Origin of the sequence: Metaclostridioides mangenotii (assembly GCF_017873185.1) — a bacterium.
In the GTDB taxonomy this organism is placed as follows: domain Bacteria; phylum Bacillota; class Clostridia; order Peptostreptococcales; family Peptostreptococcaceae; genus Metaclostridioides; species Metaclostridioides mangenotii.
The window spans coordinates 115,329-140,999 of sequence record NZ_JAGGJX010000006.1; the positions used below are offsets into that span (position 1 = coordinate 115,329).

General features: G+C 31.5%; 23 protein-coding genes. 19 read left to right on the forward strand and 4 right to left on the reverse strand.

Features of this window, described 5'->3' with window-relative positions:
* Nucleotides 1–72: 72 nt before the first annotated feature.
* Nucleotides 73–1,506, reverse strand: a complete 1,434-nt coding sequence (locus J2Z43_RS12385; protein WP_209457437.1) for a glutamate synthase-related protein — start codon at nt 1,504–1,506, stop codon at nt 73–75.
* Between the two features lie 140 nt (nt 1,507–1,646).
* Here J2Z43_RS12385 and J2Z43_RS12390 point away from each other — a divergent pair, with 140 nt between their 5' ends.
* The 5 genes from J2Z43_RS12390 (at nt 1,647) to J2Z43_RS12410 (ending at nt 4,438) form a co-directional block, all read left to right on the forward strand.
* Nucleotides 1,647–2,486 (forward strand): MerR family transcriptional regulator, encoded by an 840-nt coding sequence (locus J2Z43_RS12390; RefSeq protein ID WP_209457438.1) that lies wholly within the window; start codon nt 1,647–1,649, stop codon nt 2,484–2,486.
* A 93-nt stretch (nt 2,487–2,579) separates the two neighbouring features.
* A complete protein-coding gene (locus J2Z43_RS12395) occupies nt 2,580–3,056 on the forward strand; it encodes a TrmO family methyltransferase domain-containing protein (protein WP_209457439.1) in 477 nt (158 codons plus the stop codon).
* A 597-nt stretch (nt 3,057–3,653) separates the two neighbouring features.
* Complete coding sequence (locus J2Z43_RS12400) at nt 3,654–3,842, forward strand: ferredoxin (RefSeq protein WP_027703112.1); 189 nt, start codon at nt 3,654–3,656, stop codon at nt 3,840–3,842.
* A gap of 226 nt (nt 3,843–4,068) precedes the next feature.
* Nucleotides 4,069–4,218 (forward strand): hypothetical protein, encoded by a 150-nt coding sequence (locus tag J2Z43_RS12405; RefSeq protein ID WP_209457440.1) that lies wholly within the window; start codon nt 4,069–4,071, stop codon nt 4,216–4,218.
* An 82-nt stretch (nt 4,219–4,300) separates the two neighbouring features.
* On the forward strand, nt 4,301–4,438 hold the full coding sequence (locus tag J2Z43_RS12410; RefSeq protein ID WP_209457441.1) for a hypothetical protein: 138 nt from the start codon (nt 4,301–4,303) through the stop codon (nt 4,436–4,438).
* A 119-nt stretch (nt 4,439–4,557) separates the two neighbouring features.
* Here J2Z43_RS12410 and J2Z43_RS12415 read toward each other — a convergent pair whose 3' ends face one another.
* Nucleotides 4,558–5,307, reverse strand: coding sequence for a LytR/AlgR family response regulator transcription factor (locus J2Z43_RS12415; RefSeq protein ID WP_209457442.1), 750 nt, complete (start codon nt 5,305–5,307; stop codon nt 4,558–4,560).
* Nucleotides 5,308–5,584: 277 nt separating this feature from the next.
* Between J2Z43_RS12415 and J2Z43_RS12420 the strand changes: the two genes are divergently transcribed.
* The 4 genes from J2Z43_RS12420 to rarD all read left to right on the forward strand — a co-directional run bounded on the left by J2Z43_RS12420 (nt 5,585) and on the right by rarD (nt 10,483).
* Nucleotides 5,585–6,217 (forward strand): HAD family hydrolase, encoded by a 633-nt coding sequence (locus tag J2Z43_RS12420; protein ID WP_330617503.1) that lies wholly within the window; start codon nt 5,585–5,587, stop codon nt 6,215–6,217.
* A 187-nt stretch (nt 6,218–6,404) separates the two neighbouring features.
* The gene (locus J2Z43_RS12425) at nt 6,405–7,148 is read left to right on the forward strand and encodes a vitamin B12 dependent-methionine synthase activation domain-containing protein (protein WP_209457443.1); all 744 of its coding nucleotides are present in this window, start codon (nt 6,405–6,407) and stop codon (nt 7,146–7,148) included.
* On the forward strand, nt 7,111–9,504 hold the full coding sequence (locus tag J2Z43_RS12430) for a homocysteine S-methyltransferase family protein (RefSeq protein ID WP_234926395.1): 2,394 nt from the start codon (nt 7,111–7,113) through the stop codon (nt 9,502–9,504). Before J2Z43_RS12425 ends, J2Z43_RS12430 begins: the two co-directional genes overlap by 38 nt.
* Nucleotides 9,505–9,568: 64 nt before the next feature.
* The gene (gene rarD, locus J2Z43_RS12435) at nt 9,569–10,483 is read left to right on the forward strand and encodes an EamA family transporter RarD (RefSeq protein WP_209457445.1); all 915 of its coding nucleotides are present in this window, start codon (nt 9,569–9,571) and stop codon (nt 10,481–10,483) included.
* Nucleotides 10,484–10,582: 99 nt separating this feature from the next.
* On the opposite strand, the gene J2Z43_RS12440 is transcribed toward rarD, so the two are convergent.
* Nucleotides 10,583–11,812 carry an aminopeptidase gene (locus J2Z43_RS12440; RefSeq protein WP_209457446.1) on the reverse strand — a complete coding sequence of 410 codons (1,230 nt, stop codon included), beginning with the start codon at nt 11,810–11,812 and terminating at the stop codon, nt 10,583–10,585.
* 187 nt (nt 11,813–11,999) lie between these two features.
* On the opposite strand from J2Z43_RS12440, the gene J2Z43_RS12445 reads away from it, so the two are divergent.
* The 10 genes from J2Z43_RS12445 (at nt 12,000) to carB (ending at nt 24,754) form a co-directional block, all read left to right on the forward strand.
* A complete protein-coding gene (locus J2Z43_RS12445) occupies nt 12,000–12,887 on the forward strand; it encodes a nitroreductase family protein (RefSeq protein ID WP_209457447.1) in 888 nt (295 codons plus the stop codon).
* A 612-nt stretch (nt 12,888–13,499) separates the two neighbouring features.
* A complete protein-coding gene (locus J2Z43_RS12450; RefSeq protein WP_234926386.1) occupies nt 13,500–13,931 on the forward strand; it encodes a MarR family winged helix-turn-helix transcriptional regulator in 432 nt (143 codons plus the stop codon).
* Between the two features lie 123 nt (nt 13,932–14,054).
* Nucleotides 14,055–14,408: a carboxymuconolactone decarboxylase family protein gene (locus J2Z43_RS12455; protein WP_024621521.1), complete on the forward strand. Its 354-nt coding sequence runs from the start codon at nt 14,055–14,057 to the stop codon at nt 14,406–14,408.
* Between the two features lie 58 nt (nt 14,409–14,466).
* Nucleotides 14,467–16,164, forward strand: a complete 1,698-nt coding sequence (lpdA, locus tag J2Z43_RS12460) for a dihydrolipoyl dehydrogenase (protein WP_209457448.1) — start codon at nt 14,467–14,469, stop codon at nt 16,162–16,164.
* Complete coding sequence (locus J2Z43_RS12465) at nt 16,157–17,104, forward strand: lipoate--protein ligase (protein ID WP_209457449.1); 948 nt, start codon at nt 16,157–16,159, stop codon at nt 17,102–17,104. The genes lpdA and J2Z43_RS12465 overlap by 8 nt, the downstream gene beginning before the upstream one ends.
* Before the next feature lie 622 nt (nt 17,105–17,726).
* On the forward strand, nt 17,727–18,896 hold the full coding sequence (locus tag J2Z43_RS12470; protein ID WP_209457450.1) for a bis-aminopropyl spermidine synthase family protein: 1,170 nt from the start codon (nt 17,727–17,729) through the stop codon (nt 18,894–18,896).
* 36 nt (nt 18,897–18,932) lie between these two features.
* Nucleotides 18,933–19,298, forward strand: coding sequence for an adenosylmethionine decarboxylase (gene speD / locus J2Z43_RS12475; RefSeq protein WP_209457451.1), 366 nt, complete (start codon nt 18,933–18,935; stop codon nt 19,296–19,298).
* Nucleotides 19,299–19,663: 365 nt separating this feature from the next.
* Nucleotides 19,664–20,380: an orotidine-5'-phosphate decarboxylase gene (pyrF, locus tag J2Z43_RS12480; protein WP_209457495.1), complete on the forward strand. Its 717-nt coding sequence runs from the start codon at nt 19,664–19,666 to the stop codon at nt 20,378–20,380.
* Between the two features lie 12 nt (nt 20,381–20,392).
* Nucleotides 20,393–21,439 (forward strand): glutamine-hydrolyzing carbamoyl-phosphate synthase small subunit, encoded by a 1,047-nt coding sequence (carA, locus tag J2Z43_RS12485; RefSeq protein ID WP_209457452.1) that lies wholly within the window; start codon nt 20,393–20,395, stop codon nt 21,437–21,439.
* A gap of 108 nt (nt 21,440–21,547) precedes the next feature.
* Nucleotides 21,548–24,754 carry a carbamoyl-phosphate synthase large subunit gene (gene carB, locus J2Z43_RS12490; RefSeq protein ID WP_209457453.1) on the forward strand — a complete coding sequence of 1,069 codons (3,207 nt, stop codon included), beginning with the start codon at nt 21,548–21,550 and terminating at the stop codon, nt 24,752–24,754.
* A 217-nt stretch (nt 24,755–24,971) separates the two neighbouring features.
* On the opposite strand, the gene J2Z43_RS12495 is transcribed toward carB, so the two are convergent.
* Nucleotides 24,972–25,667, reverse strand: a complete 696-nt coding sequence (locus tag J2Z43_RS12495; RefSeq protein ID WP_209457454.1) for a DUF3298 and DUF4163 domain-containing protein — start codon at nt 25,665–25,667, stop codon at nt 24,972–24,974.
* Between the last annotated feature and the right edge of the window lie 4 nt (nt 25,668–25,671).

Sequence of the window (25,671 nt, forward strand, 5' to 3'; positions counted from 1 at the left end):
GCCTCGGCAATGTTTTGTAAGATATCAAAAACTTTTGGTGAGGCTTCTTTTACTTTTGGTTTAAGCTAATTTTTAAACGTGGCGTATATCTGTATGGTCGGATATCTCAGAGTTAGCAGTGCACAGATCGGTAATACTAAGATCGTGGATATTCTCGTGACCAGTAATTCTTGCAAAGGATTTTAGATCATCTAAGCTCGCATGTAAATAGTTAAATACTCTCTTTGCACTCTTATCTACATCGAGTCTTTTTCTGAGTTCTTCATCTTGTGTAGCACAACCAACTGGACATTTACCACTTCCGCATATACGGTATTGTTGGCAAGCTGCGGCCATCATTGCAGCGCTTCCGATAGCTACTGCATCTGCACCCATAGCTATAGCTTTTGCAAAATCAGATGCAACTCTTAATCCACCAGTTATAACTAAATCTATATCTAAATTGTTTTTATCTAAGTATTTTCTAGCTCTGTGAAGTGCAAATAGCGTTGGAATAGTAGTAGCATCTTTTAACAGTTTAGGACTTGCCCCTGTAGCTCCACCACGTCCATCTACAGTTATAAAATCTGGATTTGCATAAGCTATAAAATCTAGATCTTTCTCTATGTGTCCAGCCGCTATTTTTATACCTATAGGGCGACCACCAGATCTTTTTCTAAGCATGTCTACCATCTCTTTAAGATCTTCTTTTGAATTTACCTCTTCAAATTTAGAAGGACTTATTATATCATGGCCCAAAGGTTTATTTCTTACTTTTGAGATTTCTTCAGTGACTTTCTCCGCTGGAAGGTGACCTCCCATACCAGGCTTTGTTCCCTGCCCTATTTTAATTTCTATTGCATCTGAATTTTTTAGATTTTCATCCGTAACACTGTACTTGTTTGGTACATATTCAAATATATATTTGTATGATTCTTGCATTTCTTCAGGAAGAATTCCTCCTTCACCACTACACATAGCTGTTTTGTTTGCTGCAGCTCCTCTTGCTAGAGAAATTTTTAATTCTTTGGATAATGCCCCAAAAGACATATGTGTAACGTATACAGGACTTTCTATAACCATAGGCTTTTTTGCTTTTTTACCAATAGTAGTCTGTGTATTTACCTCATCGTGCTCATTAAGCGGAAAAGGATTTAACTGTGCCCCTAGAATAAGGACATCATCCCAAGATATTATAGGTAATTGCGTCTTCATAGGAGCTATAACTGGAGCACCAGTTTTGGCCATTTCGTGAATTATATCCATGTGTTTTTCTACATTGTCATTGGCTCTAGTGAATTCTCCCAGATAGTCTAGGGATTCAGAACCTTCATTTTCAATAGAATTATCTGTCGATTCGGACTTAGTAGGCTCTTGATTACTGTTGTTGTTGCCCTCAACTTCCTCAAATAAAAACTTAGGTCCAGTGCATACTGGGCACTTCCAGTCGTCTGATAAGTCTGAAAATAATTTTCCTTGTTCTTTTTCATCATAGATATAACCACATATTGAACATTTGTACATCATATCATTCCCCTCTATCATTTTAATTTAATTATACCAGAATAGAGGTTGATTTTGGTAACAGATAACTCTCGATGAAATCTATTGAAGTATAAAATAATCTTAACTATACTAGATATAACGCTATATATTGGAGGACTATTATGTTTAAAATAGGGGAGTTTTCAAAGCTGACTCAAGTGTCGATTAGAATGTTAAGGTATTATGATGAAATGGACGTATTTAAACCTTTGATAGTAGATAAATCAACTGGGTACCGTATGTATTCCGTAGATCAGATACCAATACTACAGAAAATAATTTTACTTAGAGATATGAAGTTTAGTATTTCAGAGATAAAAACAGCTTTGGATAATTGGGATCAAAAAAATATTATTGAAAAATTAAGCCATAAAAAACAAGAAATCCAATTGGAAATATATAAAGAACAAGTACGTATAAATATGATAGATAAAGCTGTTGATAATATACTAAATAATACGTTATCAGTAAATTACAATGTGGTATTTAAGGAAATACCAAGTTATTATATGATTTCTCTAAGGGAAATTATACCGAATTATTTTAGCGAAGGAATGTTGTGGAAGAAGCTATACCAATTTATAGAAAGAGAAGGTATAGAGGTGTCGAGCAAACAAGAACACTGCATTTCAATTTACCATGATGAATGTTATAAGGATGAAGGCGTAGATGTGGAAATCGGAGTTGTGGCTAAAAAACGAGGTGTAAACCAAGGGAATATTGTATATCGAGATACAGAAGCTGTTGATTTTATGGCGTGTAGTATGGTATATGGAGCTTATAAAAATATAGCTCCGGCATATCAATCTTTTGCATACTGGCTCTCACAAAATAAAGATTATAAAATGATGGGAAAGAGCAGGCAAATATGTCACAAAGGTCCTCATAATGAAACAAATATAGATAAATTCCTTACTGAAATACAAATACCTGTTAAAAAGTTGGACTTATTCAGTAAATAGTAGATTAATTTATATAAAATTTAAATCCGTATTGACTCTAACATCATGTGAGAGATTATTCTAAAATAACAAATATAAAAGGAGGAAGTTGTTATGAATAAGCTTTATGCAGAGTCTATAGGAAAGGTTGTGTTAAAAGAGGATAAATTTTTCATACAACTAGATGAAAAATTTGTACCTGCTTTAAAGGGATTAGATGGATTTGGACATTTAGATATACTATGGTGGTTTGGGGAATTTGATATACCTGAGTATAGAAATATATTTGAGGAAAATAAACCGTATAAAAATTCGCCAGGAGTACTTGGAATGTTTGCTATGAGGTCGCCAGTAAGGCCTAATCCTATAGCGCTTTCAATAATTGATATAATATCAATCGACTATGAAAATGGACTAATAGAGACATCTTATATAGACGCATTTGAGGGTAGCGATATCTTGGATATAAAACCATATACACCTAGTGTAGATCGTGTAGAGAATCCAACGGTACCGGACTGGTGTAGCCATTGGCCGAGAAGTGTTGAGGAATCGGAAGTATTTGACTGGGGCAGTGAATTTAACTTTTAGAGATAAGTATTAATATATAAAATAGTAGAAAGATTACTTTATATTTAAGTCTATACATTGACATATGATAGATAATAAGCGTTCACTAGATTATGAAAAAATTAGCTACAAAAGAATGGAAAGAAAGCTTATGAAGCAACAGAATGAAACGACAGTAGGAACAAAATCATAAAATGTCCTTAATCACAATATGAAAAAAAATAAACAAAATATTAAAGAGAAAAATTGATAAACAAGAAGAAAAAGAAAAAGTTTTTCAATTAAAACAACAAAAAAGAAGGATAAACATATGTGACATTAGAAAGTAATAGTTAGGCAAGCAAAATTTACTGGAAAATTAAGAGGGGGATATCTCAAAGGCAATTTTTAAATTGTTTTGCGATATCCTCCTTAAATTTTCGATTTATAATTATAAAAATACTGATATAAATACATTTAAATATAATTTTTAAAATTGTATTTAAATGACTACATTTTATTTGAATGCAGTATATAATTTAATGTTAAGTATAACTAGATTTTCTAAAAAATAATTGTTTAATATATAAAACTTCAGGTATAATAGAGATAAATATGAAAAATATGGAGGTATAAATTATGAAGGCAGTAGTGGATCCAGATGTATGTATAGCTTGTGGAGCATGTATAGGAACATGTCCAGATGTATTTAGTATGAGTGATGAAGGGCATTCTCAAGCAATTGAAGGTGAAATACCAGCAGAATTTGAAGAGTGTGCTAAAGACGCTGAAGAGGGATGTCCAGTTTCAGCTATAACTGTAGACTAATAATTAAAAACTAAATTTAATTAGAAATAAAGCCGCATTGAATGTATAAGTTTAAGGCGGCTTTTTGTCGTTATGAAAAAATAGCAATTGTGATTTTAATATTTAAAAAATACATTTAACAACTAAAAAATTGTCTTTTACAACATCTAGAAACACTTTCATTTGTTTATTTGCTACAATTATATAAATTAAAAAGTTATTTTATATAAGTTAAGGGGGCCTGCTGATGGGAAGTTTAAAGTTGATATTAATCTTATTTGGTCTATTGTTAATCGTAATATATATTATTATTAAAAAAAATTTAAGAAAAAAATACAACTCATTGACAGAATGCGATATTTATATAGATAAAGATTCAAAAGATAGGTTTAAATAGTAGCAATTGAGGTGTTAGTAGTGAAACACATTTAAGTCCTATTGTAAATTTCACATCAAACATAGAGAAGGAGCTTAAACAAATGAATATTACAGATTTTGCTATTGCGGTGTTGGTGGTTGCAGTGATTATTTCTCTAGGTATTGTTAGTATTTATAAAGATTGTAAAAAAATAGCTCATCTAGAGTCAAAAGTAGAGGTTGTAAGAGAACAAAATTAATTTAAGACATTGTCGGTTTGATAAACCACAAATAAATTATAATTAACTACAAAAAATAAATAGATCGAATACTAAATAAAACAGATGAAACGGTAACCGTTTTATCTGTTTGTTATTTTTTACATAGATTCAGTTAAGTATTTTGAAAAAATATTTTTTACATTTTTCGCATTTGAAATACTCAGTGGAACAGAATCTCCATGTGACATAATTATATTGTTCTTCTCTATCTTATCAATATTTCTAAGGTTAACTAAGTAAGATCTATGTGTTCTTACAAAGTGTTTTTTTTCTAAAGAAGACTCTATTTTATCCATAGAGGAATAAAAATTAAAAAAAGAATCTCCATAGTATACAGTTGTAATACGATTCCTTACCTCGAAAAATAGAATATCATCTAGTGGAATCTTTTTAACCACAGATCCAGATTCACATACAAATATGTCTGTTTTCTTGCTGTCTATAGTAGCGGCAGCTTTTAAAAAGATCTCTTCAAATTTTCTTGGTGTAACGTTATCCTTAACAATATAGTTAAAAGGAAGCGTATCAAATGAATCAAAGACATACTCTACACTTGTAGTTAGAAATATAATCTCAGATTTGCAACCCCTAGAGCGTAAAACTTTTGCTAGCTCTATCCCATTCATTTTTCCCATTAAGATATCTAAAAAAATTATGTCTGCATAACAATCTTTACCTTCTAAATCGAATAAAAGTTGTTCTGCACTACTATAAGTAGTAATATTTAACTTGATATACTTTTCTTTAGAAATATTTAATAAGATATTTTTGTATTTTTTGACAATACTTTCGCTATCATCGCATAAAAAAACTTCTAGCATATCTCTACAAATCCTTTCTAAGTACATTAGTTAGTTAACTAATGTGTATTTTTGCATACTGTATATATATCCTTATTTTATTTTAATTATATAATACTTTTTGTGTGAATGAAAGTATTTGCGATGAAAAACATCATTTTACAACAAAATATGTATTTTTAAAACAATTATGTAAAAAAATAATTGATTTTAATGTATAATGTATGATTAATAAAATTTTTAAAAACATAAAAAATCTTAAATTAGTACTGCCATACGTACAATATTACTTAAGGAGGAGATTATTATCAATACGAATTTCGACATAGTTTTATTTGATCTAGATGGAACTTTAACAGATCCTAAAGAAGGTATTACAAAATCAATTCAATACTCACTAAAAAGCTTTGGAATTGAGGAAGATAGGGAAAACTTAGTTAAATTTATAGGTCCACCACTTTACGATACTTTTAAATCAGATTATGGATTTGATGATGAAAAAGTTATTAAAGCTGTTGAAAAATTTAGAGAGTATTTTAAAGAAAAAGGTCTATATGAAAATAAAATATATCCAGGAATTGAAGCTTTAATCAGAGAACTACATGTTAATGGTAAAAAAATAGTTTTAGCAACTTCAAAACCAACTGTATTTGCAGAAAAAATATTGCATAATTTCAGCATTTATAAGTATTTTGACAATATAGTAGGAAGTAACTTGGATGGTACAAGATCTGACAAAGAAGAGGTAATAAGATTTGCAATAAAAGATTATTTAGAATTCGATAAAACATCTATCGTCATGGTGGGGGATAGAAAATATGATATTATCGGTGCAAATAAAATTGGAATTAATTCAATAGGAGTGCTGTACGGCTATGGAGCCTTGGACGAAATCAAAGATTCTAAACCTAATTATGTAGCCGAAAGTGTTGATAAATTAATAAATATTTTATTTTGATATTTTAGAAAAATTCATTTTATAACTACTTATTTCTACTTTATTTCCCAAGAAATATCTAATAGTTAGATTATCTTTGTCATTTACAAAGATATATTAAGTATTTCTTGGGAAATAAATTGTTTTTTGGTAATAAATATAGTTTACTTATAATAAATGATTTTTAAATCAGGGGGAGGATATCTATATGGACAATGTTTTTAATGAATTTACAAATAACGATGTAACTAAGGATATCGAGATTGATAAAAATGAAGTACTAAGGTATCTACAGTATAAAGGTCAGAATATCGAGGAGGATTTAAAAAATACTATAGATGAATGTGTGGAGATAACATTAAGCACGATTAATCCAAGGTATATATACTCATCATGTACTATAGATAGCAGCGTAGAAGGTACTATAAAATTAAAAAACACAAATTTAGTCTACAGTAGTCAAGATATTTACAGACTATTAAAAGATTGTGATAGAGCATTTGTTATGGCAGCTACTTTGGGTGTTGAAATAGAGAGACTTACAAGAAAATTTTCTTATTCTGATCTAACTAAAAGCATCATCATAGACTCATGTGCAACCACAGCAATTGAGGAAATTTGCAACAGAGTTCAAGAGTCTGTTAATATTGGATTAGAAAAGGAACAGAAAACAACTACTATGAGGTACAGTCCTGGATATGGAGATTTGGGAATAGAAAATAATAAAGGTATATTAGATGTTTTGAGCGCTCAAAGAAATATTGGGCTCACTATAACTGATAGCGGAATAATGATACCTAGAAAATCAGTGGTTGCAATTATGGGGGTAAGCGAATTAAAATATAATAATAAAGGAGCAAAGAAATCTTGTAATAATTGCCAGAATAAAGATACTTGTGTCTATAAAAGAGAGGATGGGGGCTGTGCAAATATTAGAGTACATAAAGAATAATATATTATTATTTGATGGAGCAATGGGGACTATGCTTCAACAAAAAGGATTAAAACTGGGGGAAAATCCTGAGATATTTGGATATCAAAATCCAGAAAAACTTTCAGATATTCATTTTAGTTATTTGAAAGCGGGATCAAATGTAATTTTGACTAATACATTTGGATGTAATGAATTAAAATTGTCGGGTGAATACACTGTAGAAATGATTATAGACAATGCTGTAAGTGTTGCCCAAAAAGCGATAAATAGACTTCCTAAGAAAAATGCAAAACCAAGATATATTGCACTAGATATAGGGCCAATAGGTGAGATGCTAGAGCCAATGGGGACGCTAAGCTTTGATAGAGCTTATGAGATATTTAAAAGACAAGCAATCGGGGGTGAAAAAGCCGGAGCAGATTTAGTTGTTATAGAGACTATGATGGACTTAGGAGAAGTGAGAGCGGCTGTCCTTGCTGTTAAGGAAAACACAAGCCTTCCAGTATTTTGTACAATGACATTTGATGAAGGTGGAAGAAGTTTTACTGGTTGTCTTCCTGAAAGTATGGTTGTTGCAGTAGAAGGGCTTGGTGTTGATGCAATAGGTGTCAACTGTTCACTAGGTCCTAAACAACTTGTTCCAATCGTAGAAAAGATTACAAAACTTGCATCAATACCAGTTATGGTTCAGGCAAATGCAGGACTTCCAAAAGTTGTAGATGGCGCAACTGTATACGATGTTACACCTGAAGAATTTTTTGATGGAGTTAAAAAATTTGTAGAGATGGGTGTAAGTATAGTTGGCGGTTGTTGTGGTACAAATCCAGAATTTATAAAAGAAATTTCTAACAATTTACCTTCTTTAAAAAGGGTTGTATTGGATAATAAATACAAGAGCAGAGTCTGTTCTTATTCTCAGAACTTAGAGATAAGTGCTCCGATGGTTGTTGGAGAAAGAATAAATCCTACTGGTAAAAAATTACTTCAGGAGTCTATAAAAAAAGAAAGCGCTGAATACGCAATCAACCTAGCATTAGAGCAGGCTAGCTCTGGGGCTCAAATATTAGATATAAATGTGGGTCTTCCAGGTATAGATGAAAAAAGGGTAATGATAAAATTTATAAAAGAAATCCAATCTGTCACTGATATACCGTTGCTTATAGATTCCTCAGACCCTGAGGTACTAGAAGCAGGTCTTAGATACTATAATGGTAGAGCGATAGTAAATTCGGTAAACGGAAAAGATGAATCTCTAGATAGCATTTTACCTATAGTTAAGAAGTACGGAGCGGGCGTAGTAGGTTTAGCCTTAGATGAAAATGGAATACCTAGCAGCGCAGAGGGAAGATTGAAAATAGCTAAGAAGATTATATCTAGAGCAGAGGAATATGGAATAAAGAGAGAAGATATATTTATAGACTGTCTATCTCTTACTGTATCAGCACAACAAGAAGAAGCAGTTGAGACTTTAAAGGCTCTTACAGAAGTTAAAAAACTTGGTGCTAAAACTATCTTAGGTGTATCAAATATTTCATTTGGACTTCCTAATAGAAAAGCAATGAATACTGCATTTCTAACATTAGCTTTAGGAGCAGGATTAGACCTAGCCATAATAAATCCTAATGCAATTAGTATGATGGAAGCAATAGACTCATTTAGAGTTTTGTACAATATAGATAAAGCAAGTGTAGACTACATAGATAAATACAGCAATGTAAATGTTGAAATGCCAAAAGTAGAAAATAGCACTTCCGCAGAGATTTCATTAGATACAATAGTTCAGAGAGGTCTAAAAGATGAGGCTGAAAAGGAGACATTAAGACTCCTTGAGACTAACAATGGAGATTATATAATAGACAATATACTAATACCAGCACTAGATAAAGTGGGAAAAAAGTTTGATACTGGGGAAATGTTCTTACCACAACTTATACAATCTGCCGAAGCCGTTAAAAATTCATTAAGTATCATAAAATCTATATCACTTAAAAAAAATACAGAGACAGTAACTAAAGGAAGGATAATAGTTGCAACAGTTAAAGGTGACATACACGATATAGGAAAAAATATCGTAAAGATAATGCTTGAAAACTATGGATATGAGGTTATAGATTTAGGAAAAGATGTTCCTATTGAGGAAGTTGTAAGAGTGGCATCGGAGCAAAATGTGAAATTAGTTGGTCTAAGTGCTCTTATGACTACAACTGTTCAAAGTATGGAAGATACGATTAAATATTTAAGAGAAAATAAAATCGATACAAAAGTTTTTGTTGGTGGAGCTGTTTTAACAGAAAACTATGCAAAGGAAATCGGTGCAGATTTTTATTCTAAAGATGCTAAGTCAGCTGTTGAGATAGCAAAGGAAAATTTATAGAGTAGAAATTGCTAAGGGCAATTTGTAAAAGATCAAAATAATGTATACAGAAAGAGGTAGTAACATGAATAAAGATAACAAAGGCTACCTATATGGTTTTATCGCATATATAGCTTGGGGTATACTTCCATTTTATTGGAAAATTTTGCAGCATATTGATTCAAAAGAAGTATTGGCATATAGAATACTTTTTTCAAGTTTATTTATATTTTTAGCGCTCGTCGCACTTGGTAAGATAAAAGAGACTAGATTTGAGATAAAAGATATCCTACATAATAAAACTAAACTTATGTATATGTCTTTAGGAGCATTGTTTATTTCTATGAACTGGTTGTTGTTTATAACATCGGTTTCATCAGGAAATGTAATCGATGCTAGTTTGGGATATTATATGAATCCGCTTGTAAACGTAATTATTGCAGTAATAATTCTGAATGAAAAGATTACAAAGCCAGCAATTATAGCGTGTATATTTGCAGTAATAGGAGTTATTATATTATCTATTAGTACAGGAAAATTTCCTTGGACGGCTATATTGCTTGCTGTAACTTTTAGTTCGTACGGTTTAACAAAAAAGAAAGTAGATATATCTTCATCAACAAGTTTATTTATGGAAACATTTATTCTCGCGCCTTTTGCACTTTGCTATTTAGTATTTTATTCTTCAACAGGATTTATAAGTTTAGATTTGGGAATAAAACTTACTATTATAGGAACTGGTATTGTAACTGTTATTCCACTTTTATTATTCTCAATAGCAGCTAAAAGGGTATCTTATATAGCTTTAGGATTTATCCAGTATGTGAGTCCCACTCTTATGCTCATTTCGGCAGTATTTCTCTTTAAAGAAGTATTCTCAATTGCGCAGTTATCTGGATTTATAAGCATATGGATAGGGATTGCAATATTTATATGGGGAAATCTTTCTAAGAAAGTGACAAAAGAAGGACCGAAAGTTGAAACTCTAGTTGAAAATTAATTATAAAAAACGGGTTCATTTGAACCCATTTTTTTATTTTGTCTATATTGGATTTTTTATATTTACTATTATAAAATGTAAAATGTACGATCTGCATATTTAGAAAGCCCAATTACCGTCCTTGAATATTTGTATCTTTTCTCCGCTTTCAGTTGTTCCAACTATATCTAAATCAGATGAACCAACCATAAAGTCTACGTGAGTTATACTTTCGTTGATTCCGTATTTGTCTGAGTCCTCTTCTTTGATCTGATCTCCACCTTTTATACAAGTTTTGTATGCTGACCCTATTGCTAAATGGCAAGAGGCATTTTCATCGTATAGAGTGTTGAAAAATACTATATTGCTGTTAGATATAGGTGAATCGTATGGAACTAAAGCGACCTCTCCTAGATAATGAGAACCCTCATCTGTCTCGATTAGTTTAGTAAGGGTCTCAAGTCCTTTTTCTGCTGTAAAATCGATGATTTTACCGTCTTTAAAAGTAATGGAGAAGTCGTCTATTACATTACCACCGTATACTAGAGGTTTTGTGCTGTAAACAGTACCATTTACTTTGTGTTTGTGAGGCATGCCGAAGATCTCCTCAGTAGGAATATTTGGATTGAAGTCCACACCATTAGGGTCTTTAGAAGCTCCACTAAGCCAAACATGATTGTCTGGAAGTTCAATTGTAAGCTCAGTTTTTCCTGATTTATACTCTAATTTTTTAAAGTTCTTATCGTTTAAGAAGTCCATTCTAACTTTAAGATTTTTATTGTGTTCTTCCCAAGCCTTGATAGGATCTTGACCATCAACCCTAGTGCACTTAAATATAGCATCCCACATTTTATCTATTGCCTCTTTATCAGATACTCCAGGGAAAACTTTCCTTGACCATGCTTTTGTAGGAATAGAAACTATACTCCATTTACACTTATCTGTAAGCGTATAAGAACGCCATTCTTTTAAGGCTGATCCAGAAGCTTTCTGGTAATTTGCAACTCTCTGAGGATCTACATCTTTAAGTAAATCTGGGTCTTGAGCATATACTGATAAAAATGCGCCACCGCGTTTTGCTATATCTGTATATTGATCTGCTACCCACTTAGGAAATTCGTTAAAGACTTCTTCCGGAGCGTTTAAGTACTTTATAAGAGCAGTCTCTTCATCTGACCACTCAACGTGTACATTTTTAGCCCCGCATTTATAAGCTTCTTTAACTGCAAGTCTAACGAATTCTGCACATTCTATAGGTGATCTTATAAGTAAGTCTTGATCTGGTTGTATATTAACTCCAACTTTTATTGATAGTTCTGCGTATTTCTGTAAATTTCTTTCAAAATCCATCTCTTTACCTCCTCAAAAAAGTAATCTATATATATTATACCACTAGTTAAATTTTGGAACATATTATATGATTTTATACTCATAAAAATTATTTATAAAAAACTTTTAAAAAAATACAAATTATCGTGATTATTATGTCTAATTATTATAGAATAGAATATGGAAGATTTTATTAGGAGGGATATAGGTGGAGTTATACGAAGCGATTTTTTATAGAAAAACTGTAGAAAAGTATTCTATAAAAAAAGTTAAACAACCTATGATAGAAGATATCAAGAGAATATGTAAGAATATAACATACCTCAATGAGGATTTGAATATAAAAGCTAATGTTGTAGATAGAGGCCACATTATCCACTTTTTAATGGGGAAGGAGTGTAAGGTAAAAGCTCCTCATTATATAGTCGTGACATCTGACAAAGGAACTGACTATTTACAAAATATTGGCTTTGCTATTGAAAGTGTTGTTCTTCAGCTTACATCTTTGGGAATAGGGACGTGTTACATAGAAAGCAATTTAGATAAAGATGATATGAAAGATATAATAGATAGCGAAGAAGAGAAAAGCGATAGAGAGGATTCTCAGATAGATTTTTTTGAAGAAGTAGAAGAAATTGATGAATCACCTTACGTAATAATCGCATTTGGATATCCTGCTAAAGGAGAGGAACTATTTAGGAGAAGAGATGCAAAACCAGATAGAAAATCACTTAAGGATATAACGAAAGGCTTTAAAGGGAGTTCTGAGTGGGATTGTATATTGGATATGGCTAGAAGAGCTCCATCTATAAATAATTGTCAGCCCTGGTTTTTTTATAAAGAGGGAGAATTGGTGCACTTATGTGAGAAAAAACAAAAGCAACATTTAGAGGAAATGTCTAAGATAAGCGTGGGAGCTGCTCTAAGGCATTTTGATATTGCCTGTAAATACCATGAAGTAAACGTTATTTATGAAAAAGCAGATCATAAGGATAGAAGGGGTAAGGAGTACTTTATTAGTATTAAAAGATCAGGCGTTAATTTAGAATCTGATGAAGAGGGTATAGAAGCTGGAAGTAAAGATAAAGGTCAGTAAGATACAAAAGATTACGCATACTTAACAGGTAATTAATTATTTATATTTTACACATTAAATTTAAATAATTAATTGCCTGTGTTTTTATATTCAGAGATATTTAAAATATAAAAATTAAACTAGACATATATATGTCATATTAAAGATGTTAATATTAATAAAAATGCACTTTAGGAGAGTTAATAATGATAAAACATGAATGGAGAAAGCACGAAAAAGATATATATGTCCCAAAGGCTAGACCAGAACTTATAAAAGTTCTCAAAATTTATTGCGATAGAAGGAAAAGGAAATCCAAATGACCAACCATTTGCAATATCTATCTGATCCGCGTAAAGCTGATCCTTTAAAAATGAAAACTGTTTTACGATTTTCTGTTACAGAGGAAGATTAAATTTAAATAAAGGAAACAAAAGATTTCGTAACCAAACTATCGATGATTTATTAATTGAATAATTCTAAAATATCTACATAAATATTTCTCAGTAATGTATTATATAATATATAGAATCAACTAAATAGCTGTGAACTTTGTTAAGCATCATAGAACAATGTAAATTTAACTAATCAAAAAAACTCACCAAAATGATGTATGTGGAAGGAATGATAATAATGAAATTTAATCTGTCTGAATGTATTGGATTTATAACTAATACAACAATGAAGTTTGTTTCAGAAGATTTTAATAGACGCTTAGAAGCTAAAGGATCAACTAGAATACAATGGATTGCTTTATATTTTTTGAACGAAGAAAAAAAATCTATAAGCCAAAAGGAATTAGCTACTTTGATGAACATAAAAGATTCTTCTCTTGCTAGACTAGTAGATAGGATGGAGAGAGATGGATTAATTAGACGGGTTGAAAATCCAAAAGATAAACGTGTAAAATTTCTTGAACTAACTAACGATGGTCGAAATAAGATTGAGACATTATTGCCTGAAGGAAAATATTTTAGTGATTTACTCTTAGAGGATATAACAGAGGAAGAATTAGTAACTTTTTATAAAGTTTTAGACAAAATGTCAAATAATATTAAGAAATGATAATAATTATATCATTTCTTTTTTTATTGACATAAAAAATATTGATTGCTATACTAATAATTAGTATAGCAATCAATATTAAAAAGTAATTTAAAAATAATAAAAATAATAGGAGGTAATGAAATGGCGAAGAATGTTAGAGAGATGCTAAATGATTTTGTAGGTGGGATTGGAGCCCTTGGTGAAACAAACGAGCAGATGGTTGGAGCATTTATGGGATTATTAGGTTCCGCGTATGAACCAAATGCGATGGATCTTAAAACAAAAGAACTTATTAGTGTTGGAATCGCTTGTTATAACAGATGTGAATACTGTATAGTTTACCATTCTTACAAAGCGTTTGAAGCAGGGGCTACTAAAGAAGAAATTATAGAAGCAGCTATGGTTTCAGTTGCTTTTGGTGGAGGGCCTTCTATGGCATATTCAGTAACAATATTAAAGGATTGCATTAACGAGTTTGAAAACGATTTCAAATAAATAAAATATATTTAAATCGGAGGAGAGGGTGTCTAACCTCTTTTTTAAGGAGAATGATATGACAAATATTATACTAAATAAATTATCTGGCGAGGATAAAAATGCAAAAGTTGGCAAAATTTTAATAAAGCAAGGACAGCAAATTCAAGAGGGCGACGGTCTTTTTAACGCTGAATCTGCAAAAGGAAACTTTCTTGTAAAATCACAATATGAAGGAACGATACTAAACGTTCTGATAGAGGAAGGTCAGAATATCAAAATAGGTGAAGCTATAGCAAAAATTGAAGGTGAAAAGGTTAATAAAGAGCCGATACAATCTAATGCTAAATATAACTTTGGTTTAGCAAAACCTAAGAAAGAAGATATTGTTTGTGATGTTGCAATCATTGGTGGAGGACCTGGTGGATATGTTTCAGCAATTCGTGCTGCTCAATTAGGAGCTAGTGTTGCACTAATTGAAAAGGACAAGCTTGGTGGAACATGTTTAAATTATGGTTGTATACCGACAAAAAGCTTTGTAAAAAGTGCACATCTTTATGATGAAATGAAAAAGTGTTCTGAATTTGGAATTAAAACTAATCAGATAGATATACAACTAGATAAGATTGTAGAAAGAAAAAATGAGGTGGTTTCAAACTTAACTGGTGGTATAAAACATCTTTTAGACCACTGGCAAATAAAGTATATCGAGGGTGAAGCAAAGGTTTCAAAAGATATTATCACTGTTAATAACAATAAAATAGACGCTACTATTAAAGCTAAAAATATAATTATAGCTACAGGTTCATCACCTGCAAAATTAAATGTTCCAGGTTCAGATCTACAATCAGTTTTAACCAATGAAGAGATTCTAGAACTTAACAGTATACCTAAGACTCTTACTGTTATTGGTGGTGGAGTTATAGGAATGGAATTTGCATTTATTTTTAATACATTTGGTTGTAAAGTAACGGTAGTAGAATATATGGATAATATCTTAGCCAGTCTTGATGACGATATAATAGATATAATTGTAGATGAATGCAATCAACGTGGTATTAAAATTTGCACAAATTCAAAGGTAGAAGAAATATTTATGTCTGAAGATGAGCAAACAGTAATAGCTTTTTCAAAAGATGATAAAAAGCACTTTGTAATTAGTGATACTGTTTTAATGTCAGTTGGAAGAAAACCTAATTTATCTTCTATTGATTTAGATGAACTTGATGTAGAGTTAAATGAGAAAAAGAATGGAATTGAAGTAGATAGTAGTATGGTTACTACAAATCCGTCTATCTATGCAATCGGAGATATTACAAATAAAATACAACTTGCTCATGTGGCCAGTCATCAAGGAATTGTTGCGGCAGAAAATTGTATGGGTAAAACAAGTGTTATGGATTATACAGCTATTCCTAGTGCAGTATTCTTATCTCCAGAAATTGGTGTAGTCGGGCTTAGCGAGAAGGAAGCTAAGAAGGGTGGGATTCCTTATAAAATAAGTAAGTTCCCATTTGCTGCAAACGGCAAGGCACTAAGCCAGGGTGAAGGTAAAGGCTTTGTAAAAGCTCTTTATTGTGAAGAAGATCACATTATCTTGGGTGCTGCTGTGATTGGTCCTGGAGCTACAGATTTAATTTCAAACTTCACTCATTTTATTGAAAATAAGACTGACTACAGAACACTGAACAAGACTGTATTCGCTCATCCAACTACAGCAGAGTCTGTCAATGAAGCTATCTTGGGCATAACTGGGGAGGCAATTCATTTTGCATAAAATATATATATCAAATAGTTATAATCCATATTTTAATTTAGCATTTGAAGAGTACCTCGTTAAGCATTATTCGCACCAAGATGATATTCTATTTTTGTGGCAGAATCAGAATACTGTAGTTATAGGCAGAAACCAGAATCCTTGGAAGGAATGTAATATGAAAGAACTGAATCTCCAAAAAGGGAAGCTAGTAAGAAGACTTTCTGGAGGAGGAGCTGTTTTTCATGATAAAGGGAATTTGAACTTTACATTTATTTCAGATTATGGTGAAGGCAAATTAAAAGAGAATATAAACATTATTATTGAGGCACTATCATCAAATGAGATTAAAGCTGAATTCTGTGGAAAAAATGATATTTTAGTAAATGGCAATAAGATCTCAGGAAATGCATTCTTTATTGAGAACGATATATTGTGTCACCACGGTACTTTATTAGTTGATGTTGATATAGATAAATTGAGCCGTATATTAACTGTTTCTGAAAATAAGTTAAAATCTAAAGGAATTGATTCAGTAAATTCTAGAGTAATAAATATAAATAAGCTCAATAGAGAAATTTCAACTGAGAGTTTAAAAACCGATTTAATAAATACATTCTCATCATTGGGCAATAATGCATCATTTTTTATAGTTGACGAAAAAGTTATTAAAGATGATCATATAAGATTAGTTGATATATACAAACTGATGAATACTTACGAAAGCTGGGAATGGAATTTCGGATCTTCACCTGAATTTAATTATCAAATTTCAAAACGATTTACGTGGGGCGGAGTAGACATTGATCTTTTAGTGAAAGATGGAATAATAGTTGAAGCAAACGTGTATACAGATGCTTTGGATGTTGATTTACCCCGAAGTATTAAAAATATAATATTAAATACAAAATTTGATCATCAAAATACAGTTGACCTTATCTCAAAGAAACTTTCAATTTAAGTGGTCACTGTAATTAGATTTAAAAAATTAATAATAAATGAACCTAAACATAAAAATAGACTATTAAACAATGTAGTCTATTTTTTTATAACAAGTATTATATATAAGATTTTAAAAAAGATATTTTATATGTTATAATCAACTTGAAAGAGAATAAATATTAGAAAAATTTAAGGGGGGAACTTGATGTCCGCATCTGTTTTTAACTCAATCAACTAAATTAAATAGTTGTATCTTAAAAAGTTTTTTAACCTATACTATTTAGGTTTATTTATTGACGACTTTTTAAGTATAAGTTAGAAACATGGATATCATTAAACCTTAAAATATTAAAGTAATCAATTATCTTTAGGATTACTTTATAAATATGAAATATTATATACTCTATATTAGGTTTGTTTTTTACAATATGGTTTTTAGTAAACTTATTGAAAATTAATATAGGATAATATTTTGCATATAATTAAAATGGGAAAAGGTTATAGTGACTTTGTGTTACTATGGCCTTTTTTGTTTTTGTCCATGTTTCTTTACTTATAAATATTTGCATAGATAAATCATCATTTTAGATTTTTAAATTTATGCTATGAATTTAACATCTATAAACATGGAGGAATAAACAATGCCAAATTATATTGAAAAAATAAATAATAATGTAAATATTGAAGAAGGCAAGAAAGCCATAGAAAATATATTAATCACAATATACCTTAAAGAAGGAGTTTCTACCAAAGAACTTGCAAAAAAGAATCTCCTACCTATTCCTATAGCTACAGCTATAAAAAAAGAATTTATTAAAAAAGGATTGGTTATTCAAGACAGGGGAGTAAGGCTTACAGAAAAGGGGAGACATTTTGTAGAAGAGGTATTAGGGTTTAATAAAATAAATAAAGGTTTATATATGAAACTACTAATGGAACCTTGGGTGGAACATAGTGAAGTTATTGAAATTAAAGAGAAACTTCAAGAGACCTTTAATAATCGTCCACAGGTAGATGTAACTATAGATCAATCAAAATCCAGTATAGATACGTCTTTAAAAAGAGCGATATTGTGTCTTAAAAATCACGGCTTAGTAGGAAAGAGAATTTTGTGTTTGGGTGACGATGATTTAGTAAGTATATCTTTAGGGTATTTACTAAAGAAACTTTTCAATGACAATATTCATCATAACACTAAGATTACAGTAATGGATATTGATAAAAGGATTATAAATTATATAAGCAATATAGTTGTACAAGAATCTCTTCCGATTAATTGTGAGTATGTAGATTTTAGTGAACCATTAGACAATGACTTTAAAAATCAATTTGATTGTTTTTTTACAGACCCACCTTATACCATAGAAGGGATGAACATATTTATTTCTAGAGGAATTGAAGCCTTAATGGACGATAGTGGCCTTAATATATATTTTTCATATGCTCACAAGTCACCAGATTTTCAATTAACTATGCAAAAATATTTCTTAAGCATGGGACTTACAGTTTCGGAGATAATACCTAGGTTTAATACCTATGAAGGTGCTAGCATAATCGGAAACACAGGACAAATGATTATTCTTAAGACTACTAATGGAACTAAAGCGTTAATAAAAGACCCTTATAAAGGAGCTTTATATACTGGAGAATTGAAGGAAACAGTGCGCTATTATAGATGTAGAAAATGTAGTGAAATTTTAAGGGTAGGGCGTTCTGAAAAATTTAATACAATAGAAATATTAAAGTCAAAAGGATGCTACAAATGTAATAGTCAAGTATTTGATTTAATTAAAAGAAAAAATATGAGTTAGATAAAGAATATAAAAAAGTACAGAACAGGAGAAATCATGATTAAACTAAAGCAATTAGGAAAACATCTTTTAATCGAGTACTATGGTTGTGATAGTAAAATATTAAAAAATACATCGTTAATAGAGAAATATATGATAGAAGCTACTAAAGTAGCTCAAGCTACAATAGTGGAAAGTGTATTTCATACATTTAATCCTTGGGGTGTTAGTGGAGTTATCGTTATTAAAGAATCACATTTAGCTATTCATACTTGGCCAGAATATAAATATGCAGCTGTTGATTTATTTACCTGCGGGATTACTATAAAACCTTGGAATGCTTTTAAACTTTTAGAAGAAAAATTAAAGGCAGAAAGGTATGATTTAACAGAAATATCTAGGGGTATAGCTGACAGAATTTAAAAGTTAAAATAAAATATAAAATATAAATTTTAACTTTAAAAAATTAAAAGATTGACAGAAAGAGCAATAAGTGGTTTAATGATTAGAAGATAAAATAAAACATTAAGTATCGATATAGGAATTAAACTATCATAATTAAATCAATAAATTTTCTAAGTCCAGAGAGGCTAAGCAGATTAGTTGATTAACTACTATCGATAATAAAAATAAATACATAAAGTCTTTTAAACTAGTCCAGAGAGACTGGGAAAGATATCTCATACCACACATATGTGGAATTTAGAATGCAGATGAATCCTTCTACCTCTTTGGTAGGAGGATTTTTTATTATGAGAATTAGGCTTTATAGTTTAGGAGGAAATGAAATGGTAAATGGTAAAGATAAACTTATAGCTGCAATTGACACTGACGACTTCGATATAGCTAAAAATATGATAGACAGTTTAGAGGACAGTGTAGATATATTTAAAGTAGGGCTTGAGCAATATCTAACTACTAGAGGTAGAGTTGTAGACTATTTAAAAGAGAAAAATAAAAAAATATTCTTAGACCTTAAGTTTCACGATATACCTAACACTATGCAAAGTGCTGTTAGAGCAGGGGTTAGAGACAAGGTATGGATGATGACAATTCACGTATCTGACCTAGAAGGAATGAGACAGTGTGCTAAAGCAGCAAAAGAAGAAGCTGAAAAATTAAATATAGAAAAACCTATAATAGTTGGAGTAACGGTTCTTACTTCACTTAGCGACCAAGATTTAAAAGATATAGGATGTAACTTAGGAGCAGAGGAATTAGCTATTAAGAGAGCGAAGTTAGCTAAAGAAGCTGGAATTGATGGAGTAGTATGCTCAGCACAAGAGGTAGATAAGATTGTAGAAGCTTGTGGAGAAGATTTTATAACAGTTTGCCCGGGAATAAGACCAAAGGCAGCTGAAGTAGGGGATCAAAAGAGAGTTGTTACTCCAGAAGATGCAATAAGAAGAGGAGCTCGTTATTTAGTGGTTGGAAGACCTATAACTAAGTCAGAAAACCCAAAGGAATCAGCTATTAACATAGTAAGAGAAATAGAAAATGCTTAGGAGGTAGTTAATATGAAGGCGAAATTAATTTTACAAGATGGAACAGTATTTGAAGGTAAAGCATTTGGATACTTGAAGGATAGTGTAGGAGAAGTAGTATTTAACACTTCAATGATTGGTTATGGTGAAGTATTGACAGATCCTTCTTACTATGGACAAATAGTAACTATGACTTACCCACTTATAGGTAATTATGGGATAAATTTAGAATCAGTTGAGTCATCAGGGGTTCATGTAAAGGGACTTATTGTTAGAGAAAAATGTGACTTTCCAAACAACTTTAGATGTGAAATGGATATAGAGACATACCTAAAACAAAATAAAGTTATAGGATTAGAAGGAATAGATACGAGAGCACTTACAAAGATTCTTAGAAATAACGGAAGTATGAAGGGTATAATAACTCTTGAACACGATGGACTGGAAGATATAGAACATAAACTAGAGCAGTTTTCAAATACAGAAGCAGTTAACACAGTTACTAGAAAAGAAGTTGAGCATATAAGCGGTTCGGGTAAAAAAGTTGCGATAATGGATTATGGAGTTAAGAGAAATATAATTAGATCATTTGAAAAGCGCGATTGCGATATAACTGTATTTCCAGCCTTGACAAAACCTCATGAAATACTAGATTTAAATCCAGATTTAATATTTTTATCAAATGGACCTGGAGATCCAGAAGATTTAGAGGGTGTGATAGAAAATATAAAAGAATTAATAGGCAAAAAACCAATCGCCGGTATATGTTTAGGGCACCAATTATTAGCACTGGCACTTGGAGGAAAGACATCTAAACTTAAGTTTGGACATAGAGGTGGAAACCATCCAGTTAAAGATTTGGAAGAGGAAAAAGTATTTATTACTTCTCAAAATCACGGATACTATGTTTCAGATGTTCCTAAACAAGTGAAAGTAACTCAGATAAATTTGAATGACAATACTGTAGAAGGAATGAGACACGAAGAACTTCCAATATACAGTGTGCAGTATCATCCAGAAGCTTGCCCAGGGCCTAAAGACAACGACTATATATTTGACAAGTTTTTAGACCTTATATAATAGAATTCAGATAAGAGCTTTGATATAAGTAGATTAAATAAGCGTATAGACTTAAATAAAATTTGAGTTAGGACCGATTTAAAATTTGTTATGCGGGGAGATAAAATTATGCCTAAATTAAAAGATGTGAAAAAGACTTTAGTACTAGGTTCAGGACCTATTATAATAGGGCAAGCAGCAGAGTTTGACTACTCTGGAACACAAGCTTGCCAAGCGTTAAAAGAAGAAGGAGTAGAAGTTGTACTTATAAACAGTAACCCAGCTACTATAATGACTGACAAAGAGGTAGCGGATAAAATATATATAGAGCCATTAACAGTAGAGTTTATTGAAAAGATAATAGAAAAAGAAAAGCCAGACAGTCTACTTGCAGGAATGGGTGGACAAACAGGTCTTAACCTTGCAGTTGAGCTACACGAAAAAGGTATACTAAAAAAATACAATGTAAAAGTTTTAGGAACTTCAGTGGAATCTATCAAAAAAGGTGAAGACAGAGACTTATTCAGAGAGATGATGAAGGAAATAAACCAACCAGTAGTAATCAGTGACATTGTCACAGATTTAGAATCTGGTTTAAAATTTGCCGATAAGATTGGATATCCAGTAGTAGTTAGACCAGCTTATACATTAGGAGGAACTGGTGGAGGAATCGCAGATACTGAGGAAGAACTGAGAGAGATACTTCAACACGGACTTCAATTAAGCCCAGTAGGACAGGTACTTCTAGAGAAGAGTATAAAAGGGTGGAAAGAAATAGAATACGAAGTAGTAAGAGATGGAAATGGAAACTGTATAACAGTTTGTAATATGGAGAACGTAGACCCAGTAGGAGTTCATACTGGAGATAGTATAGTTGTAGCTCCGAGTCAAACTTTAAGTGATGAAGAGTACCAATTACTTAGAAAAGCATCTATAGATATAATAAATGCTGTAGAAGTAAAAGGTGGATGTAATGTTCAAATAGCACTTAATCCACACAGTTTAGAGTACGCGATAATAGAAATTAACCCTAGAGTAAGTAGATCATCAGCGCTTGCATCGAAAGCCACAGGATATCCGATAGCGAAAGTTTCTGCAAAGATCGCGCTAGGTTACACATTGGATGAAATAGAAAATGCAGTAACTAAGAAGACTTACGCTTGTTTCGAACCGACTTTAGACTATGTAGTAGTAAAAATACCAAAGTGGCCATTTGATAAATTCAGACATGCAAACAGAAAACTTGGAACTAAGATGATGGCGACGGGTGAGATAATGAGTATAGGTAGCAATTTTGAAGCTGCTATATTAAAGGGAATAAGATCCCTTGAGACTGGTAAATATTCATTAGTTCACAGAGCTTCTGAAGAGAGAACTATAGAAGAATTAAAACAAAGAGTTGTTGTTCCAGATGATGAGAGACTATTTGATCTAGCTGAGATGATAAGAAGAGGATACAAGCTAGAGATGATAGAAGAGATAACTGGTGTAGACAAATGGTTTATAAATAAATTTAAATGGATAGTAGAGCAAGAAGAGAAATTGAAAGAACTTAAAATAGAAGATTTAGATAAAGATTACCTACTTGAGTTAAAGAAAAAAGGATTCTCAGATAAAGGTATTTCAGATTTAATGAAGATAAGCCCAGCGAGACTTTACGAACTTAGAAAACTTTACAGTATAGAGCCAGCTTATAAGATGGTTGATACATGTGGAGGAGAGTTTGATGCGCTTTCGCCATATTACTACTCAACTTACGAGCAATATGATGAGGTAGAAGTTAGCGACAAAAAGAAAGTAATAGTGCTTGGATCAGGACCGATAAGAATAGGTCAAGGAATTGAGTTTGATTACTGCTCAGTTCACTGTATCAAATCTCTTAGGAGACAAGGGATTGAGACTATAATAATAAATAACAACCCAGAGACAGTGAGTACAGATTTTGATACTTCAGACAAACTATACTTTGAGCCACTAACAGAAGAAGAAGTACTAAATATAATAGAAAAAGAAAATCCAGAGGGAGTAATACTTCAATTTGGAGGTCAGACTGCAATAAAGCTTGCAAAGTTCTTAGATGATAAAAATATTAAGATACTTGGTACGGATTTTAAAGATATAGATGCAGCAGAAGACAGAGAAAAATTTGATGAACTTCTTGAAAGATTGGATATAAATAGACCAAAGGGAAAAGGTGTTTGGACTGTAGCAGAAGGTGTTGAAGTTGCTAATGAGCTTAAATACCCAGTGCTAGTTAGACCTTCTTATGTGCTAGGTGGTCAGGGTATGGAGATAACTTACAACCAAGAGAAATTAGTTCAGTATTTAGAAGACGCGTTTAATAGAGACAGCAAGAACCCAGTGCTAATAGATAAATACCTAACTGGTAGAGAGATAGAAGTAGACGCAATATGCGATCAAGAAGATATACTTATACCAGGTATAATGGAGCACTTAGAGAGAGCGGGAGTTCACTCTGGTGACAGTATTACAATGTATCCAAGTCAAAATATATCTGATGAAATAAAGGCGAAGATACTAGATTATACTAAGAAAATAGCAATTGATCTAAATGTAATAGGGATGGTAAACATCCAGTTTATAGAATTCCACGGAGAATTATATATAATAGAAGTGAATCCTAGAGCAAGTAGAACAGTTCCATACATCAGTAAAGTTAGTAATGTTCCAATTATAGATATAGCTACTAAATGTATGTTAGGTGAGAAATTAAAAGACATAGGCTACGGCACAGGAATATATAAAGAGCCAAAATTAGTATCTGTAAAAGTTCCAGTATTCTCTATGTCGAAGTTATCGAAGGTTGAAGTCAGTCTTGGACCTGAGATGAAATCTACAGGGGAAGTTCTTGGAGTAGGAGAAAATCTAGAAGAAGCCCTTTACAAAGGATTTATAGCTGCTGGAAAACACATGTCAGATGAAAGAGGCGTTGTTCTAGCAACTATAAACGAAAATGACAAAGAAGAATTTATAAATATTGCTAAAGATATGAAGGAACTTGGATATACATTTGTAGCTACAGAAGGTACTGCAAACAGTCTAAAATCTCATGGTATAGAAGCTGAAATAGTAAATAGAGTTGAAGAAGCTAGACCAAATATCCTAGATGTAATAAGAAACAAACAAGTAGACTTAGTAATAAATACACCTACCAAAGGTAATGATTCAACGAGAGATGGATTTAAGATAAGAAGAACAGCAATAGAGTTCTCAACAGAAGTGATGACATCTCTAGACACTCTAAAAGCTATGGTAGGGGTAAGAAAAGAAAAGATTGATGAAGAGAAGCTAAAAGTTTATAACTTAGGTGAATAAAATATAATAAGCTAGATGTAATATATACCTAGATATTATACAAGGTCAGATATTAGTAGGATTTAATATTTAGAGTTTAAAACAATAGAATATAATGCAAAAGTAAAACTGGAAATACGTTTATTGAAAAAAGAGCAAATTATTTTGAAATTTCAATAAAGTTTTTCCAGTTTTTTATTTACAGTATTATTTAAGTAAATATTTTAATTATTAAAAATTAAAAAGCGCAGAATAGTCGGGGATTAATGTCAGTTGCAAAATCGGCATATTTCATTTTAAACTTAGGTATGCCAAATTCTTTTGGTGCTATTTCATCGACCCCAAAGTAGATTACTACACCGTCAAAAGTTAAATAAAATGCTTGTTCGGTAGGGATTTCAAAATCATCAAGTGCATAATACCAACTTACATTTTCGTTAATTGTAGATTTTATGTACTCAGATACAAGATTTATATAATCTACATTCGTGTTAAAAACATCTGCTAGAGTAAGTTCTCTCCCTGTAATTAGATCGACATTGTAATTACTTAGTGTATTGTACAAAACACCGATAGAACGCGCTTGACCTTTTAAATCAAGTATACAACTCAGTATTGAATTCATATTGAAAGTTACTGCATAAGTTGAAGTCACATCAAAACGTGTTGGACTTTGTGAATTATTTTCAGCTACTTTATTATAATTAGCAGCCTCCATTGAAATAGATTCCTTGTAGTAATTTACAGATTTTTCTATAGCACTACTGACATTCCTTAAAACTGCTGGATTTCCTCCATTTGGTTGACCTGCAATATTAAACAATGATGGATACTGCATGTCAAAGGAAAAGAAACCTTCCCTTCCGAAGTCTTCATTAAATCTGACGTACAAAATATTATGGCTACAATTTCCAGTGGCGCGATTATTTATCATACAA

What these genes read in the sequence shown, in the direction of transcription:
- J2Z43_RS12405 (WP_209457440.1), top strand. Translation starts at nt 4,069, where the DNA reads ATGGGAAGTTTAAAGTTGATATTAATCTTATTTGGTCTATTGTTAATC.
- J2Z43_RS12415 (WP_209457442.1), bottom strand. Translation starts at nt 5,307, where the DNA reads ATGTACTTAGAAAGGATTTGTAGAGATATGCTAGAAGTTTTTTTATGC.
- pyrF (WP_209457495.1), top strand. Translation starts at nt 19,664, where the DNA reads ATGGTAAATGGTAAAGATAAACTTATAGCTGCAATTGACACTGACGAC.
- carB (WP_209457453.1), top strand. Translation starts at nt 21,548, where the DNA reads ATGCCTAAATTAAAAGATGTGAAAAAGACTTTAGTACTAGGTTCAGGA.
- J2Z43_RS12385 (WP_209457437.1), bottom strand. Translation starts at nt 1,506, where the DNA reads ATGATGTACAAATGTTCAATATGTGGTTATATCTATGATGAAAAAGAA.
- J2Z43_RS12450 (WP_234926386.1), top strand. Translation starts at nt 13,500, where the DNA reads ATGAAATTTAATCTGTCTGAATGTATTGGATTTATAACTAATACAACA.
- J2Z43_RS12400 (WP_027703112.1), top strand. Translation starts at nt 3,654, where the DNA reads ATGAAGGCAGTAGTGGATCCAGATGTATGTATAGCTTGTGGAGCATGT.
- speD (WP_209457451.1), top strand. Translation starts at nt 18,933, where the DNA reads ATGATTAAACTAAAGCAATTAGGAAAACATCTTTTAATCGAGTACTAT.
- J2Z43_RS12425 (WP_209457443.1), top strand. Translation starts at nt 6,405, where the DNA reads ATGGACAATGTTTTTAATGAATTTACAAATAACGATGTAACTAAGGAT.
- carA (WP_209457452.1), top strand. Translation starts at nt 20,393, where the DNA reads ATGAAGGCGAAATTAATTTTACAAGATGGAACAGTATTTGAAGGTAAA.
- J2Z43_RS12410 (WP_209457441.1), top strand. Translation starts at nt 4,301, where the DNA reads ATGAATATTACAGATTTTGCTATTGCGGTGTTGGTGGTTGCAGTGATT.
- J2Z43_RS12440 (WP_209457446.1), bottom strand. Translation starts at nt 11,812, where the DNA reads ATGGATTTTGAAAGAAATTTACAGAAATACGCAGAACTATCAATAAAA.
- J2Z43_RS12430 (WP_234926395.1), top strand. Translation starts at nt 7,111, where the DNA reads ATGGGGGCTGTGCAAATATTAGAGTACATAAAGAATAATATATTATTA.
- J2Z43_RS12470 (WP_209457450.1), top strand. Translation starts at nt 17,727, where the DNA reads ATGCCAAATTATATTGAAAAAATAAATAATAATGTAAATATTGAAGAA.
- J2Z43_RS12390 (WP_209457438.1), top strand. Translation starts at nt 1,647, where the DNA reads ATGTTTAAAATAGGGGAGTTTTCAAAGCTGACTCAAGTGTCGATTAGA.
- J2Z43_RS12455 (WP_024621521.1), top strand. Translation starts at nt 14,055, where the DNA reads ATGGCGAAGAATGTTAGAGAGATGCTAAATGATTTTGTAGGTGGGATT.
- J2Z43_RS12495 (WP_209457454.1), bottom strand. Translation starts at nt 25,667, where the DNA reads ATGATAAATAATCGCGCCACTGGAAATTGTAGCCATAATATTTTGTAC.
- J2Z43_RS12395 (WP_209457439.1), top strand. Translation starts at nt 2,580, where the DNA reads ATGAATAAGCTTTATGCAGAGTCTATAGGAAAGGTTGTGTTAAAAGAG.
- lpdA (WP_209457448.1), top strand. Translation starts at nt 14,467, where the DNA reads ATGACAAATATTATACTAAATAAATTATCTGGCGAGGATAAAAATGCA.
- rarD (WP_209457445.1), top strand. Translation starts at nt 9,569, where the DNA reads ATGAATAAAGATAACAAAGGCTACCTATATGGTTTTATCGCATATATA.